Genomic DNA, 13,645 nt, shown 5'->3' on the forward strand with positions numbered 1-13,645 from the left:
GCGAGGCCGGCCGGCAAGGACGCGCGCGTTCGTACTGCGGAGCCGGCGGCAAGCCGCGGCCCGGATCAGGCGAAGGCGGGCGTGTGCGCCGGCGGCGCGCGCGAGCGGAAGGGGTGGGCGGAAGGAAGGTCGGGCCAGCGCCAGGCCAGGCTGGCCGGCTTGACCGGCTTGCCGAAGGCCAGCGTGACCACCGGCGTGTAGCCGCAATGGCTGTCGGCGACGGTGGCGCCATCGAACAGAACGCACGAGTGGCCCGCCAGCTTCTGCGCGAACGGGCTGGCGTCGCCATGGTCGGCGGCGCTCGATTCGGCTGCCATGACCGCCAGCGGCGTGCCCATCAGGCCACCGTGCGCGACGCGGTGCGCGAGGCCTGCATGCTGCGCGCCCAGCAGGCACAGCACCAGCCACAGGGCCTGCCACAGCCCCGGGCCGCGCGCGCGCAGGCGGGCGAGATGCCGGGTGATCTCAGTGGTCATGCGGGTGGCCACAATCGCAGTCGCCGTGCGCGTGGTCATGGCCATGATGATGGCCATGGTCATGGTCGTGGCCCTCGTCGTCGAAGGCATCTTCCCAGGCGGGGAAGGGGTCGGCATACATGGCCCAGGCATCGGGGCCGGCAGCCATCTCGGCGTCGGTCAGCAGGCAGGCGTCGAGGCAGGCTTCCAGGGCGGCGCGGTCCAGGTCCACGCCGACCAGCGCCAGTTCCTGGCGGCGGTCGCCGTAGGGGGCCGGCTGGCCATCGTCGAGCATGTCGGCGTCAAGCGCCGCGCGGTCCGCCGCATCGGTCGGCCACTCGGACGGATCGAGCGCGGCCCACCACGCACCTGCGGCGGCGGGACGGCACACGCCGCCCGCCTGGGCCCAGTCACCCGCGATGCCCATGCGGCTGGCCAGCCAGAACAGGCCCTTGGAGCGCAGCACATTGCCATGCTCGCGCATCCACTCGGTATGGATCAGGTCGGCAAAGCGGCCAGGGTGGAACGGCCGGCGGCGGCGGTAGACGAAGCCGCTCACGCCATGGAACCCGGGCAGCGGTTCGCCGCGCTGCAGGGCCAGCCAGCCTGGTGCGCCGGCGGTTTCCTCGAAATCGAAGCGGCGGGTGTCGAGCACATTCGCGGCCGGGACCTTGCCGAAGCTCGCCGGGATGACTTCCGCGCGCGGGTTGAACGCGCGCAGGACGGCTTCGAGCCGTGCCAGCGCGTCCGCGCCGACGAGGTCCGCCTTGTTCAGCACGATCACGTCGGCGAACTCGACCTGGGCGATCAGCACGTCGACCACCGTGCGGTCGTCCTCATCGCTGTCATCGGCATGCGGCTGGACGCGGTCACGCAGGAATTCGGCGTCGTTGACGTCGCGCAGGAATGTCGACGCATCCACCACGGTGACCAGCGTGTCCAGGCGCAGCGCCGTGCCCGCGCCATGCTCGTCCTCGAACAGCACGGCCTCGGCGATTGCCATCGGATCTTCCGTGCCCTCGGCTTCCAGCAGCAGATGATCGAAACTGCCGCTGCCCGCCAGCCCGATGGCCTCCGGCAAATTGCCGGCCACCCCCACGCGCCTGTCGGCGCTGGCGGCAAGGAGATGCTGCAGCAAAGTGGACTTGCCGGCACCGGTGAATCCGGACAGCACGGTAACGGGCAGGCGATTGACCATGGGAAGGAACGCGCAAAGGGCGCGCCGTCTGGCGCTCCCGGTGTTAATGCAACAAAGTTGCGACTGTACCAGAAAGGCACTGCCGCCGACAGCCGGCAGGCCTACACCATAGTAATGTCGTCGTCGCGCCGCGACAAAGCAAAACGGCCCGGAGATCCGGGCCGTCAGGGTGCTGAGGGGCGGTGGGGCTCAGTCGCCGAACAGCTTCTGGCGCAGTTCGCGGCGCTGCTGCGCTTCGAGCGACAGCGTGGCGGTCGGACGGGCCAGCAGGCGCGGCACGCCGATCGGCTCGCCGGTTTCCTCGCACCAGCCGTAATCGCCGGACTCGATCCGGGTCAGCGACTGCTCGACCTTCTTGAGCAGCTTGCGCTCGCGGTCGCGGGTGCGCAGTTCCAGCGCGTGCTCTTCCTCGATCGTGGCGCGGTCCGCCGGATCCGGCACGATGACCGTTTCGCGCAGGTGTTCCGTGGTCTGATCAGCGTTCTTCAGGATTTCGTCACGCAGCTGCTCAAGGCGATGCTTGAAGAAGGCGAGCTGCGCTTCGTTCATGTAATCCTTGTCGCTCATCTTCAGGATTTCAGCTTCAGTCAGAAGTTTGTTGCTGCTCATGGTTGCTGCTGATTCTCTTGTTGATCCGACCGGCGGCGTCTGGGTCCGCTCGGGTGCTGTGTCCACGTGCTTGCGCGGGGCGGACGTTTCACTCTGGCTGGCTGCAGCCTTGCTGCTTCGCGGGCCTCCCTTGGCCTCAACCGCGCCGGCGTGAGCCGTACCGCCGCGGGGAGCCGGCGCAGCCTTCACAGACTGCGCCTTGAGCGTCTCTGCCGCGGCACTACCTGTCTTGCTGCGGCTTTCTTTCGTCTTTGTTGCGGCTGTCATGGGGACACCTCTCTCTCGCGTCGGTATGGAACGGCGCGTGCCAGGTACCCCAAGCGGAGGGCGGTCTCCGCACGAAGCCCTGCGACCGCACCTGCCGGCGGCCTGCCTCGTGCTGACGACAACCGCCGCCCTGCAGACACCGGCGGCGGGAAAAAGGTGCGCCGCCAGTATCAAATCCGGCCTATTGTACTTGAACAAATTTTTCCAAGATACGGAAAAGGCCTTGCCATAACTTCGGTGTTTCCCCGGTACCCCGAATGGGGGAGATGCCGGAGCCGACATGTAGCGAGGAGCCGCCATGATGCGGCTGCCGCACTCAGGCCAGGCAGTTGGCCAGGCCTTTCAGAATCGCATCCCGCGGCAGGTCCACGCCGATGAACACCATCTTGGTGCCGGGAGTCTCGTCCTCCCACTTGGCGCCGACGTCGCTGCCCATCAACTGGTGGACCCCCTGGAATACGACTTTCCGGTCCACACCCTCCATATATAGTACGCCCTTGTAGCGCAAGAGTTTTTCGCCATAGACGGCCAGGATTCCCGACAGGAATTCCTCCAGCTTGCCGTAGTGGAACGGCTTGTCGCTGCGGAAGACGAACGAAGCGATGTGGTCGGTGTGGTGGTGGTGATGGTGGTGGTCGTGGCTGTGGTCATGGCCACAATCGGTACCGCAGTGCTCGTCGTGCTCGTGGTTGTGATCATGGCCGTGGTCATGATCGTCGTCGTGGTCGTGATCGTCGGCGCTGAGGAATTCCGGGTCGATCTCCAGCTTGGCGTTCAGGTTGAAGCCGCGCAGGTCGAAGATGGTGTCGATCGGCGTATCGCCGAAGTTCGCCTGGCGAATCGGCGCGCGCGGGTTCATATGCAGCAGGCGGTGGCGCAGGTCGGCCACTTCGGCTTCGCTCACCAGATCCGACTTGGTGATGAAGATCGCGTCGGCAAAGCCGACCTGGCGCTGGGCTTCTTCCTGCTTGTCGAGCTGCAGGTGGGCGTGCTTGGCGTCGACCAGCGTGATCACCGCGTCCAGCAGGTAACGCGAGGCGATCTCGTCATCCATGAAGAAGGTCTGCGCCACCGGGCCCGGATTGGCCACGCCCGTGGTTTCGATGACCACGCGGTCGAAATTGACCTCACCGGCGTCGCGCCGGGTCATCAGGTCCGACAGCGCCTGTACCAGGTCGCCTCGGATGGTGCAGCAGATGCAGCCGTTGCTCATCTGCACGATCTGCTCGCGGCCGTCCTGCACCAGGATCTCGTTGTCGATGTTTTCTTCGCCGAATTCGTTCTCGATGACGGCGATCTTCATGCCGTGCTGCTCGGTGAGGATGCGCTTGAGCAGCGTGGTCTTGCCGCTGCCGAGGAAGCCGGTCAGGATCGTGACCGGGATCAGTTTGGACATGGGTGGGTTCTCCGGGGGAATAGGGGTCGTCTCAGGACGTGCTGCCTGGCGGCCGCGGCAAGCGCGCGCCGCAGTCGGCGCACACGCCGTTCACGGTCAGTTCGACATGTTCGATGGCGAAGCCGCTGGGCACGCGCGGCGGGGCGGGCTGTGCCGGCATGCTGGCGTCGTCCAGGCAGAATGTGCGGTCGCAGCGCGTGCAATGGAAATGGCTGTGCTGGCGATGCACCTCGGCGCGCGCCGCCTCATGCTCGATCAGGCTGAAGCGGAACACGCGGTCGTTGCCGGCGCGCTTCTGCGCGACGCCTTGTTCTACCAGCCAGTCCAGGACGCGGTACACCGTGACGCGGTCGATCGCCTCGCCCTGTCCGGGCAGGCGGTCGATCACGGCCTGGTGGGTCAGGGCCTCGTCGCTGCCGATCAGGCAGGCAAGGATGCACAGCCGCGGCTGCGTCACGCGGGCGCCGAGCCGGCGCAGGCGTTCCTGGGCTGCTTCGAAGATGGCCGGCGCCGGCGGGGTGTCGGGCTGGCTCGGGATGAGGCGGGTCATGCGGAGGATTTAACCATAGGCCCCGCGCTGTTGCAATTCAGTTGCGTGTGGACGGCCGGGCCGCGCGCAGGCATGGCAGGGTTGCCTGCGGCGCACACCGGACGCGAAGTTTGCGCCTATGATCGGCAAGGTCGTACGCCGCCACCAGTCCGCGCCCGCGGGCACAGAACGGAGACAAGCGATGCTGAACGATGCGAGCGCGCTGCTGTTCCCCAACTTCGAACCCTTCCGGCGACGGGTGGGCGAGATCGAGATCGCCGGCGTGCAGGGCGGCTCCGGGCCGCCGCTGCTGCTTCTGCACGGGCATCCGCAGAGCCACCTGATCTGGCACAAGGTTGCGCCCGCGCTGGCCGATCATTTCACCGTCATCGCCACCGACCTGCGCGGCTATGGCAGCAGTTCCGCGCCGGCCGGCAACGCCGGGCACGAGAACTACAGCAAGCGCGCCATGGCCCGGGACCAGGTCGACGTCATGGCCGCGTTCGGCTTCCATCGCTTCGCGTTGTGCGGCCACGACCGCGGCGCGCGCGTGGCGCATCGCCTGGCCGTGGACCATCCGCAGGCGGTCGAACGGCTGATGCTGCTCGACATTGCCCCGACGCTGGACATGTACGAGCGCACCAGCATGGCGTTTGCCTCCGCCTACTGGCACTGGTTCTTCCTGATCCAGCCCGCGCCGTTCCCCGAGACGCTGCTCAACGCGGAACCCGATTTCTATCTCGACAAGCTGCTCGGGCTGCGCCAGGCCGGCGCGTCGCCGTTCTCGCCGGACGCGATGGCGGCCTATGCCGCAGCCATGCGCGAGCCGGCGCGCGTGCATGCGATGTGCGAGGACTATCGCGCGGCGGCGAGCATCGACCTCGAGCACGACCGCGCCGACCGCGAGTCCGGGAGCCGGCTGGAAATGCCGCTGCGCGTGCTGTGGGGCGAACACGGCGTGGTGGCGCGCCACTTCGAGCCGCTGGCGCTGTGGGAGGCGCTCGGCAAGCGCGTCAGCGGCAAGGCGCTGGACTGCGGCCACTACATCCCCGAGGAGGCGCCGCAGCCCTTGCTCGAGGAGATGCTGGCCTTCTTGCGCTAGCCTCGTCCGCTCCTCCCACCGGTTGCATCAGGATGCAGGCGGGTTAGCCCTGATTCCGTTCGGATGTCTGCAATTGCTAACATCAACGCCCGGCCCGGGCCGCCATTCAGGCGAACAGGGCCGCGCTGCCAAAGCCATGGTCGATCGCGCAACGGGACCACCCCGCCTGATTGCGCACGGACCGCGTCATGACATGCGGCATCCGGCACCGGCGGCGCTTTGCAGACGGAACAGGAGAGCACTATGAATCGAGTTGCAAAATTGGTCGCCGCAGTCGCGGCAGTGGGCGCAATGGGCGCGTTTTCCGGCGCGCAGGCCCAGGAATATCCGGGCAGCAAGCCCGTTTCGGCAGTCGTGCCGTTCGCCGCCGGGGGACCGACCGACAAGGTCGCGCGCGAACTGACCATGATCATGTCCAAGCACCTGGGCACCCAGATCGTCATCGAGAACCTCGGCGGCGCGGGCGGCACCATCGGTGCCAAGAAGGTGGTGCAGGCCAGGAATGATGGCTACACCATCCTGATCCACCACATCGGCATGTCGACGGCGCCCGCGCTGTACCGCAACCTGGGCTTCGACCCGCTGAAGGACTTCGAGATGATCGGCGAGATCGCCGACGTGCCGATGGTGATGGTCGGCAACAAGCAGCTGCCGCCGAACACCTTCAAGGACCTGCTGCCGTACATCAAGACCAATGCCGCCAAGCTGTCGCTGGCCAATGCCGGCATCGGCTCGGCCTCTCATCTGTGCGGCCTGCTGTTCCAGAGCGCGATCCAGACCGAGCTGACCACCGTGCCGTACAAGGGCACCGCGCCGGCGCTGACCGACATCCTGGGCGGCCAGGTCAACCTGATGTGCGACCAGACCACCAACATCGCGGGCCAGCTGAAGGCCGGCGCGCTCAAGCCGTACGCCGCCATGCAAGCGCGCCGCGTCGAGGCGTTCAAGGACATCCCGACCGCGGGCGAGCAAGGCCTGCCGGGCGTCGAAGTGAAGATCTGGCACGCCATGTACGCGCCCAAGGGCACGCCCAAGCCGGTGATCGACAAGCTGTCGGCCGCCCTGCAGAAGGCCGTGGCCGACCCGAACTTCCGCGCCAAGATGGCCGAACTGGGCGCGGAAGCCGTGCCGGCGCAGCGCGCCACACCGGATTCGCTGCGCACGTTCCTGAGCGCGGAAATCAACAAGTGGACCCCGGTGATCAAGAAGGCCGGCGTCTATGCCGACTGAGTGATGCGAGAGGCCAGGGGCGCCGGTCGGTGCCTCCTGCCTCGAACCAGCAAAAAGGCCATGCCGCTGTGCATGGCCTTTTTGTTTTGCGGGCGACCGAACCGCACCGGGCGTGGCGGCGTCCTATATTTGTCTGACTGCGTTGATCCGGCTGCGCATCTGCCGGCCCGGTGGCGTGGCCGACGACCGGCCCTTGAAACCCGCCTGATGCGTCGCCACCTACCGTCCTGACATATTCACGGAAGCCACCATGGAACAGTATCACGGCACTACCATCGTCAGCGTCCGTCGCGGCAATCAGGTCGCGCTCGGCGGTGATGGTCAGGTCACTCTCGGCAATATCGTGATGAAGGGCACCGCCCGCAAGGTGCGCCGCATCTACAACGGCAAGGTGCTGGTGGGGTTTGCCGGCAGCACGGCCGACGCGTTCTCGCTGCTCGACCGCTTCGAGGCCAAGCTGGAAAAGTACCAGGGCAACCTGACCCGCGCCGCGGTCGACCTCGCCAAGGACTGGCGTTCGGACCGCGCGCTGCGCCGGCTGGAGGCCATGCTGATTACCGCCGACCGCGACACGACGCTGGTCATCACCGGCAACGGCGACGTGCTGGATCCCGAGGGCGGCATCGCCGCGATCGGTTCGGGTGGCGCGTACGCGCAGTCGGCCGCCAAGGCGCTGGTGGAGAACACCGAGCTCGCGCCCAAAGACGTGGTCGAGAAAGCGCTGACCATTGCCGGCGAACTCTGCATCTACACCAACACCAACTTCGTCATCGAAACGCTGGAATAAGCGCCGGCCGGCCCGCGCACGGGCCGGCACGCCCCCACTGAACGGATACCATGTCGCATACCATGACCCCGTCGGAAATCGTTTCCGAACTCGACAAGCACATCATCGGCCAGAACAAGGCCAAGAAGGCCGTGGCCGTGGCGCTGCGCAACCGCTGGCGCCGCCAGCAGGTGGAAGAGCCGCTGCGCCAGGAAATCACGCCCAAGAACATCCTGATGATCGGACCGACCGGTGTCGGCAAGACCGAGATCGCGCGCCGCCTGGCCAAGCTGGCCGACGCGCCTTTCATCAAGATCGAGGCCACCAAGTTCACGGAAGTCGGCTACGTCGGCCGCGACGTGGACACCATCGTGCGCGACCTGGCCGAGATGGCCATCAAGCAGACGCGCGAATCCGAGATGAAGAAGGTGCGCACCAAGGCCGAAGACGCGGCCGAGGACCGCATGCTCGACGTGCTGCTGCCGCCGCCGCGCGACATCGGCTTCTCGCAGCCGGAAGAGAAGGATTCCAACACGCGCCAGGCGTTCCGCAAGAAGCTGCGCGAAGGCCAGCTCGACGACAAGGACATCGAGCTGGAACTGGCCGCCGGCCTGCCGAGCATGGACATCATGGGTCCGCCGGGCATGGAGGAAATGACCGAGCAGATCCGCTCGATGTTCGCCGGCATGGGGCAGGGCAAGAAGCATCGCCGCAAGATGAAGGTGAAGGAAGCCTTCAAGCTGCTGATCGACGAAGAGGCCGCCAAGCTCGTCAATGACGAAGAGCTCAAGCACAAGGCCATCACCAACGTCGAGCAGAACGGCATCGTGTTCCTGGACGAGATCGACAAGATCGCCAACCGCAGCGAGCTGGGCGGCGGCGAAGTGTCGCGCCAGGGCGTGCAGCGCGACCTGCTGCCGCTGGTGGAGGGCACCACGGTGAGCACGAAGTACGGGATGATCAAGACCGACCACATCCTGTTCATCGCCTCGGGCGCGTTCCACCTGTCCAAGCCGAGCGACCTGATCCCGGAACTGCAGGGCCGCTTCCCGATCCGCGTCGAGCTGGAATCGCTGTCCGTGCAGGACTTCGAGGCGATCCTGACGCAGACCGACGCGAGCCTGACCAAGCAGTACCAGGCGCTGCTGAAGACCGAAGAGGTCGAGCTGCAGTTCGCGCCGGACGGCATCCGCCGCCTGGCCGAGATCGCGTTCTCGGTCAACGAGAAGGTCGAGAACATCGGCGCACGCCGGCTGTACACGGTGATGGAGAGGCTGCTGGAAGACCTGTCGTTCCACGCGACCAGGTCGTCGGGCGAGACGGTGACGATTGATGCCGCCTACGTGAACGAGCGGCTGGGCGAACTTGCTGTCAACGAGGATCTGTCCAGGTACGTGCTGTAAGCGGTTAGCCGGACGGCCATCGGAGAAGGGGCGCACGGAAGTGCGCCCTTTCTTCTTTGTGACGCATCTGGATCATGCCGGCCGGACCTTTCCTCGCGGCATTTCCTATGATGGAAAGGCGCCCGATCTCCGACACAGTGACGGCGCAGGCAATTGGGTCCAGCGGCAACCGGCCCGCCGGTAGCGTCGGGGTTCGCGAACGATGCATCCAGGGTCGGCAGTGCCGGGTGGCTCCCTCTTCTTGCGGAGCCTGGAAAATGACGGAAAGGCCGTTCTCCAGGCGTGTTGGGAGAATTCCATGGACGTCAATCAGAAACAAACCGTGATCGCCCTGAACCAGTTGATCGAGGTCGACAGGGACAGCGAACTGGCCTGCATGGCCGGTGCCCGCGAGGTGCGCAATGCGGAGCTTCGCGACATCCTTGCCAGTACCGCGGAAACCTGCCGCAGCTCGGCCAGGGAACTGCAATCGATGGTCAGCGCCATGGGCGGAGAACCATCGGACCGGGGCAGCATGAACGGCATGTTCGCGCGCAGCTGGATGGCCTTGCGCCATATGCTTTCGCCAAACGATGACGATGCGGTGCTGGGGCTGTGCGAACGTGAGGAAGAAGCGGCCAGGCGCCAGTACCAGTCCGTGCTGATGAAGGCGCTCCCGCCGGATGCTACGGCCGCGGTGCAGCGCCAGTATGACGCGCTGCGGCAGCACCACGACCGGCTTCATGCCATGCGCGGCATGCAGATCCATTAGCACCGGCACTACCGGCGGATACGGTCGTTCCAAATCGATATCTGGATGAAGAAGGGGCAGCCGGATGCTACGGCTGCCCCTTTTCATTTCGTGTGGAGCCCAAGCTGGGGGCCTGTTCACATCGGCGGGCGGACCCTAGTGCGAGTGTCCATGCGCATGTCCCGCCGGCGGCAGCACCTCCAGTTCGGCCGCGGGCGATTTCAGGTCGCGCGTGGTCTGCCCCTCTGCCGGCACCTGGGTCCATTCGGTCGTGCCGTTCTCGCACTCCTGCACCACCGGGAAATACAGCTTGCCGCCTTGCTCGGGCAGCTTCATCAGCATCACGAATTCATCGAAATGCGCGTCGGCCAGCGTGCCGCCGAACCAGCGCAGCGTGCGTACATCCTCGGTCATCAGCTTGCCGTGCGACTGGACGGGCCGGGCCAGCGGCGCGCGCCTGACCTCCAGTTGCCAGCCGGCCTTGGGCTGCGGGTGCGCGCCCTGCACGCCTTCGGGAATGGTGACGGTGATGGCGCGCGTGGCGCTGCCGTTGCAGCCGTGGCCGACCATCAGCGCGCCCTTGTAGTAGCTGCCGGCCGCGGCCTGCTTCTGTTCGAAGACGATGTGGGCCGATGCGGTGGCGGACAGCGCCATCAGTGCCGCGGGCAGCAGCCACTGGCGTGCATGCCGGCACGGGGAAAGCGGGAAATGCATGGAGTGCTCCTTGTCAGCCCGCCAGTCTAGCGTTGCGCGCGGCGCCGCGCGCCGAAGCCCGATGCGGCTTAGTGCCGCAGCCTGGTGCCGCGGCCGCATAGGACAGGGCTTCATGTCAGGGCGTATCGGGGTGCCACCTGCCGGTAAGGTTGGTAAGCATTGGTAAGCACACTGGCGCACACCCGTCGCGCAATGAGACGCTTGCGCACCTTGAGCCCAATGGCCGATGCGGGAGCCACCGCATTTCGAACTACCAACTGGCAGGAGGAAAATTTGGTGAAGACACAATTCAGCCGCGTCATGATCGCTACTGCCGGTCTGCTGGCCACGCTGGCAGCGGCAACTGCCTTCCTGTGCATGCGTCCGGCGGCCGCGGCCGCGCACTCCCACAAGCACGGCAGCCTGGGCGCCGCGGCGGTCGCCGCGGCCACCCTGGCACTGCAGTCCGGAGAGCTTTTCACGCTGGCGGACCGCCACGCGAGCGATGCCTTGCGCGTTGTCGCGCAGGGCGACGGCCCCGACGGCGACGCGCTCGAGTGGGACTACGTTCAGCTTCGCCTGTAACGGACCGCCGCCGGCTTAGGGATCGCCGCTGGTTTTTGGGGATCGCCGCTGGCTTTAGCGCGACACCGGGCGCTTGCCCAGCTTGCGCTGCAATGTGCGCCGATGCATGTTGAGCGCGCGCGCGGTAGCGGAGATATTGCCACCGTGTTCGTTCAGGACGCGCTGGATATGCTCCCATTCGAGCCTGGCTACGGACAGTGGCACCGGCTCTTCCAGCGCGGCTTCCGCAGCATCTTCCGAGATACCCGCCATCAGGGCCGTGAGGATCGAATCCACGTTCGCGGGCTTGGCCAGGTATTCATCCGCCCCTTGCTTGACCGCGGCGACCGCCGTCGCAATGCTCGCGTAGCCGGTCAGGACCAGGATGCGCGCGTCCGGCAGGGCCTGGCGCAGCGGCCCCACCAGTTGCAGCCCGGATTCTGCCGCGGCCGTGCTGCCCGCCTCGGGCGGCGGACCCAGGTGCAGGTCCAGCGTGACGTATGCGAACGCCGTGCGCGCGGCCAGCGCCAGCGCCGTGCTGGTGTTGTGCGCGACCTGCACGGCGTAGCCGCGGCGTGTCAGCGCGCGGGCCAGTGTGCCGGAGAAGACGGCATCGTCGTCGATGACCAGGAAGGGCGAGCCTGCCGGCGCGATCGACTCCGGAACCGGATGGTGGGTAACGGTCATGACGGATTGACTGCAAGGGAAGGAGAGGCCGGCACGTGCAGCTCGGCGATGGTGCCGCCGCCGGGGCGGTCCCGCCACGCGAGCCCGCCGCCCATCTGACGCGCACCGCTCTGCGCCAGGTACAGGCCAATGCCCTGGCCGCCATGCGGGCTGGCCACGGGCGCTTCGCCCAACTGCGCGCGCAGCACGGGCGGAATGCCGTCGCCGTGGTCGCTGACGCGGAACGCGAGGCCGCCCTGCTCGATTGCAATATCCAGCCGCAGCGGCATCTGCGCGTGTCCGGCCGATTGCTGGCTGCGCGCGGCGTTGTCGAGCAGGATGGTCAGGATCTGTCCCACGCGGGCGGGCTCGATGGCGAGTTCGCCCGCCTGCGGCGAGGCGCTGGCTTGCAGCGTGGCACTGGGGTGGCGCAGCTGCCAGCGCTCGGCGAAGCTGCCCAGCCAGGCGTCGATGCGCTGCGGCTCCAGCGTGGCCGGATCCTCGCGCAGGCGCGCCAGGATCGTGCGGCACAGGTCAAGTTGCTGCTCGACCGTCAGCAGGTCCGGCAGGTAGTCGGCCACCGGCGTGGCGCCGCGCGCGCGGTCCGAGGCATCGCCGCGCAGTTCGCCGGCGATGACGGCCAGCGTCGCCAGCGGCGTGCCGATCTCGTGGGCGACGGCCGCCGCCTGGGCATTGAGGTCTTCCACGCGCGCTTCGCGCAGCAGCTGCTCGCGCGCCAGGTGCAGTTGCGCCTCGCGTTGCCGCAGCACGCCGGAAAGCCGTGCCACGAACAACGCGATCATCACCGCGCTGGCCACGAAGTTCAGCCACATGCCGGCGAGGTGGTAGTTCACCGCCTTGTCCGGGTCGTGCAGGTCCAGCGGCAGGTACTCGAACAGCAGCACCGTGTAGCAGGCCAGCGCGTAGCACGCGAGCGCCACCACCTGCCGCCACGGCAGGATGGCCGCGGCGATGGCCAGGCCCGGCAAGTAGAACGAGACGAACGGGTTGGTGGCGCCGCCGGTATAGAACAGGATCGCCGACAGCGCGGTCAGGTCCACGAGGAACTGGCCCATCAGCTCGGCTTCGCGGGGCGCCGAGCCCTGGCGGGTGTGCAGCCGCAGGCGCAGGCCGGTCAGCACGTTGAACAGTGCCTGCAGGGCGAAGACCACCAGCAGCGGGCCGGTCGGCAGGGCGACGCCGATAATCGGCTCGCACGACATCAGGCCCAGTGCCTGCCCGGCCAGCAGGGCCCAGCGCAGCCAGAACAGCCGCCGCAGGCTCACCAGGCTGGGACGCGCGGCCGGGCCCGCCGGAAGCGGCGGCGAGGCGGTGAGGACTGGCGGGTGGGTCACGGCGGGGACGGCATGCATGCCGCGAGTGTATCAATGCGGCCCGCGGGCGCCGGCCAGTGCGACACCTTGCCGCATTGGTCGCGGTGCCGACACTGCCAGACTATCGGGTTATCCGCAGCGCCGGCACCAGCCTGCGGCGGCATGGTCTAATGTCTGCTTTCCGGGAGTCCTGTATGCAAGCCAAATTCCTGCAAGCCAAATTCCGCGCGGCCACGCTGGCCGCTTCGTTCGCCATGCTGGCCTCGGGCGCCGCGCTGGCGCAGGTCGACGTGAGCAACGCCTGGGTGCGCGGCACGGTGCCGACCCAGACGGCGTCGGGCGCCTTCATGGTGCTGCACGCGCATGAGAATGCAAAGCTGGTCGGCGTGTCGTCGCCGGTCGCGGCGGCCGAGCTGCATGAGATGAAGATGGAAGGCAACGTCATGCGCATGCGCCAGGTCCAGTCGCTGGACCTGCCGAAGATGCAGGACGTGGAACTCAAGCCCGGCGGCTACCACGTGATGCTGATGGGCCTGAAAGGCCAGCTCAAGAAGGGCGACACCGTGCCCATCACGCTCAGGATCGAGCAGGGCGGCAAGGTGATCGAGCAGAAGGTGAACGCCGAAGTGCGTGACATGACCGCCAGCGCCGCGAGCTCTGGCGGCCACGGCGACCACAAGCACTAGGCCCGTCCGGACGGCGG

General features: G+C 67.2%; 15 protein-coding genes. 7 read left to right on the top strand and 8 right to left on the bottom strand.

The annotated features are described in order from the left end of the window. Positions 1–65: 65 nt before the first annotated feature. The 5 genes from KHO22_RS09650 to KHO22_RS09670 all read right to left on the bottom strand — a co-directional run bounded on the left by KHO22_RS09650 (position 66) and on the right by KHO22_RS09670 (position 4,475). Positions 66–476, bottom strand: a complete 411-nt coding sequence (locus KHO22_RS09650) for a hypothetical protein (RefSeq protein WP_211946912.1) — start codon at positions 474–476, stop codon at positions 66–68. Beyond that, positions 466–1,653, bottom strand: a complete 1,188-nt coding sequence (locus KHO22_RS09655; protein ID WP_211946913.1) for a GTP-binding protein — start codon at positions 1,651–1,653, stop codon at positions 466–468. The genes KHO22_RS09650 and KHO22_RS09655 overlap by 11 nt, the downstream gene beginning before the upstream one ends. A gap of 189 nt (positions 1,654–1,842) precedes the next feature. After that, positions 1,843–2,529, bottom strand: coding sequence for an RNA polymerase-binding protein DksA (gene dksA / locus KHO22_RS32450; protein ID WP_230426816.1), 687 nt, complete (start codon positions 2,527–2,529; stop codon positions 1,843–1,845). A gap of 316 nt (positions 2,530–2,845) precedes the next feature. Continuing rightward, positions 2,846–3,925 carry a CobW family GTP-binding protein gene (locus KHO22_RS09665; RefSeq protein ID WP_211946914.1) on the bottom strand — a complete coding sequence of 360 codons (1,080 nt, stop codon included), beginning with the start codon at positions 3,923–3,925 and terminating at the stop codon, positions 2,846–2,848. Positions 3,926–3,956: 31 nt separating this feature from the next. Next, entirely contained in the window at positions 3,957–4,475 is a 519-nt protein-coding gene (locus KHO22_RS09670) for a Fur family transcriptional regulator (RefSeq protein WP_211946915.1), read from the bottom strand. A gap of 181 nt (positions 4,476–4,656) precedes the next feature. Here KHO22_RS09670 and KHO22_RS09675 point away from each other — a divergent pair, with 181 nt between their 5' ends. The 5 genes from KHO22_RS09675 (at position 4,657) to KHO22_RS09695 (ending at position 9,706) form a co-directional block, all read left to right on the top strand. Further along, a complete protein-coding gene (locus tag KHO22_RS09675) occupies positions 4,657–5,556 on the top strand; it encodes an alpha/beta fold hydrolase (protein ID WP_211946916.1) in 900 nt (299 codons plus the stop codon). 243 nt (positions 5,557–5,799) lie between these two features. After that, positions 5,800–6,786 carry a tripartite tricarboxylate transporter substrate-binding protein gene (locus KHO22_RS09680; RefSeq protein WP_211946917.1) on the top strand — a complete coding sequence of 329 codons (987 nt, stop codon included), beginning with the start codon at positions 5,800–5,802 and terminating at the stop codon, positions 6,784–6,786. A 250-nt stretch (positions 6,787–7,036) separates the two neighbouring features. Beyond that, on the top strand, positions 7,037–7,573 hold the full coding sequence (gene hslV, locus KHO22_RS09685; RefSeq protein WP_211946918.1) for an ATP-dependent protease subunit HslV: 537 nt from the start codon (positions 7,037–7,039) through the stop codon (positions 7,571–7,573). A gap of 50 nt (positions 7,574–7,623) precedes the next feature. Then, positions 7,624–8,955, top strand: a complete 1,332-nt coding sequence (hslU, locus tag KHO22_RS09690; protein WP_211946919.1) for an ATP-dependent protease ATPase subunit HslU — start codon at positions 7,624–7,626, stop codon at positions 8,953–8,955. Positions 8,956–9,253: 298 nt separating this feature from the next. After that, complete coding sequence (locus KHO22_RS09695; protein WP_211946920.1) at positions 9,254–9,706, top strand: PA2169 family four-helix-bundle protein; 453 nt, start codon at positions 9,254–9,256, stop codon at positions 9,704–9,706. Between the two features lie 135 nt (positions 9,707–9,841). Here KHO22_RS09695 and KHO22_RS09700 read toward each other — a convergent pair whose 3' ends face one another. Next, on the bottom strand, positions 9,842–10,339 hold the full coding sequence (locus tag KHO22_RS09700; protein WP_230426829.1) for a YcnI family copper-binding membrane protein: 498 nt from the start codon (positions 10,337–10,339) through the stop codon (positions 9,842–9,844). 333 nt (positions 10,340–10,672) lie between these two features. On the opposite strand from KHO22_RS09700, the gene KHO22_RS09705 reads away from it, so the two are divergent. After that, positions 10,673–10,963 carry a hypothetical protein gene (locus KHO22_RS09705; protein ID WP_230426817.1) on the top strand — a complete coding sequence of 97 codons (291 nt, stop codon included), beginning with the start codon at positions 10,673–10,675 and terminating at the stop codon, positions 10,961–10,963. A gap of 54 nt (positions 10,964–11,017) precedes the next feature. On the opposite strand, the gene KHO22_RS09710 is transcribed toward KHO22_RS09705, so the two are convergent. Beyond that, the gene (locus KHO22_RS09710; RefSeq protein WP_211946922.1) at positions 11,018–11,629 is read right to left on the bottom strand and encodes a response regulator transcription factor; all 612 of its coding nucleotides are present in this window, start codon (positions 11,627–11,629) and stop codon (positions 11,018–11,020) included. Continuing rightward, a complete protein-coding gene (locus tag KHO22_RS09715) occupies positions 11,626–12,981 on the bottom strand; it encodes an ATP-binding protein (RefSeq protein ID WP_211946923.1) in 1,356 nt (451 codons plus the stop codon). The genes KHO22_RS09710 and KHO22_RS09715 overlap by 4 nt, the downstream gene beginning before the upstream one ends. Positions 12,982–13,151: 170 nt before the next feature. On the opposite strand from KHO22_RS09715, the gene KHO22_RS09720 reads away from it, so the two are divergent. Beyond that, complete coding sequence (locus KHO22_RS09720) at positions 13,152–13,628, top strand: copper chaperone PCu(A)C (protein ID WP_211947142.1); 477 nt, start codon at positions 13,152–13,154, stop codon at positions 13,626–13,628. Positions 13,629–13,645 lie beyond the last annotated feature (17 nt).

The sequence above is a fragment of the Cupriavidus yeoncheonensis genome (assembly GCF_905397275.1).
GTDB lineage: Bacteria > Pseudomonadota > Gammaproteobacteria > Burkholderiales > Burkholderiaceae > Cupriavidus > Cupriavidus yeoncheonensis.

Coding starts and splice junctions, on each gene's coding strand:
- KHO22_RS09710 (WP_211946922.1), bottom strand. CDS start 11,629: ATGACCGTTACCCACCATCCGGTTCCGGAGTCGATCGCGCCGGCAGGC.
- KHO22_RS09695 (WP_211946920.1), top strand. CDS start 9,254: ATGGACGTCAATCAGAAACAAACCGTGATCGCCCTGAACCAGTTGATC.
- KHO22_RS09675 (WP_211946916.1), top strand. CDS start 4,657: ATGCTGAACGATGCGAGCGCGCTGCTGTTCCCCAACTTCGAACCCTTC.
- KHO22_RS09700 (WP_230426829.1), bottom strand. CDS start 10,339: ATGGCGCTGTCCGCCACCGCATCGGCCCACATCGTCTTCGAACAGAAG.
- KHO22_RS09670 (WP_211946915.1), bottom strand. CDS start 4,475: ATGACCCGCCTCATCCCGAGCCAGCCCGACACCCCGCCGGCGCCGGCC.
- hslV (WP_211946918.1), top strand. CDS start 7,037: ATGGAACAGTATCACGGCACTACCATCGTCAGCGTCCGTCGCGGCAAT.
- KHO22_RS09655 (WP_211946913.1), bottom strand. CDS start 1,653: ATGGTCAATCGCCTGCCCGTTACCGTGCTGTCCGGATTCACCGGTGCC.
- dksA (WP_230426816.1), bottom strand. CDS start 2,529: ATGACAGCCGCAACAAAGACGAAAGAAAGCCGCAGCAAGACAGGTAGT.
- hslU (WP_211946919.1), top strand. CDS start 7,624: ATGTCGCATACCATGACCCCGTCGGAAATCGTTTCCGAACTCGACAAG.
- KHO22_RS09650 (WP_211946912.1), bottom strand. CDS start 476: ATGACCACTGAGATCACCCGGCATCTCGCCCGCCTGCGCGCGCGCGGC.
- KHO22_RS09680 (WP_211946917.1), top strand. CDS start 5,800: ATGAATCGAGTTGCAAAATTGGTCGCCGCAGTCGCGGCAGTGGGCGCA.
- KHO22_RS09665 (WP_211946914.1), bottom strand. CDS start 3,925: ATGTCCAAACTGATCCCGGTCACGATCCTGACCGGCTTCCTCGGCAGC.
- KHO22_RS09715 (WP_211946923.1), bottom strand. CDS start 12,981: ATGCATGCCGTCCCCGCCGTGACCCACCCGCCAGTCCTCACCGCCTCG.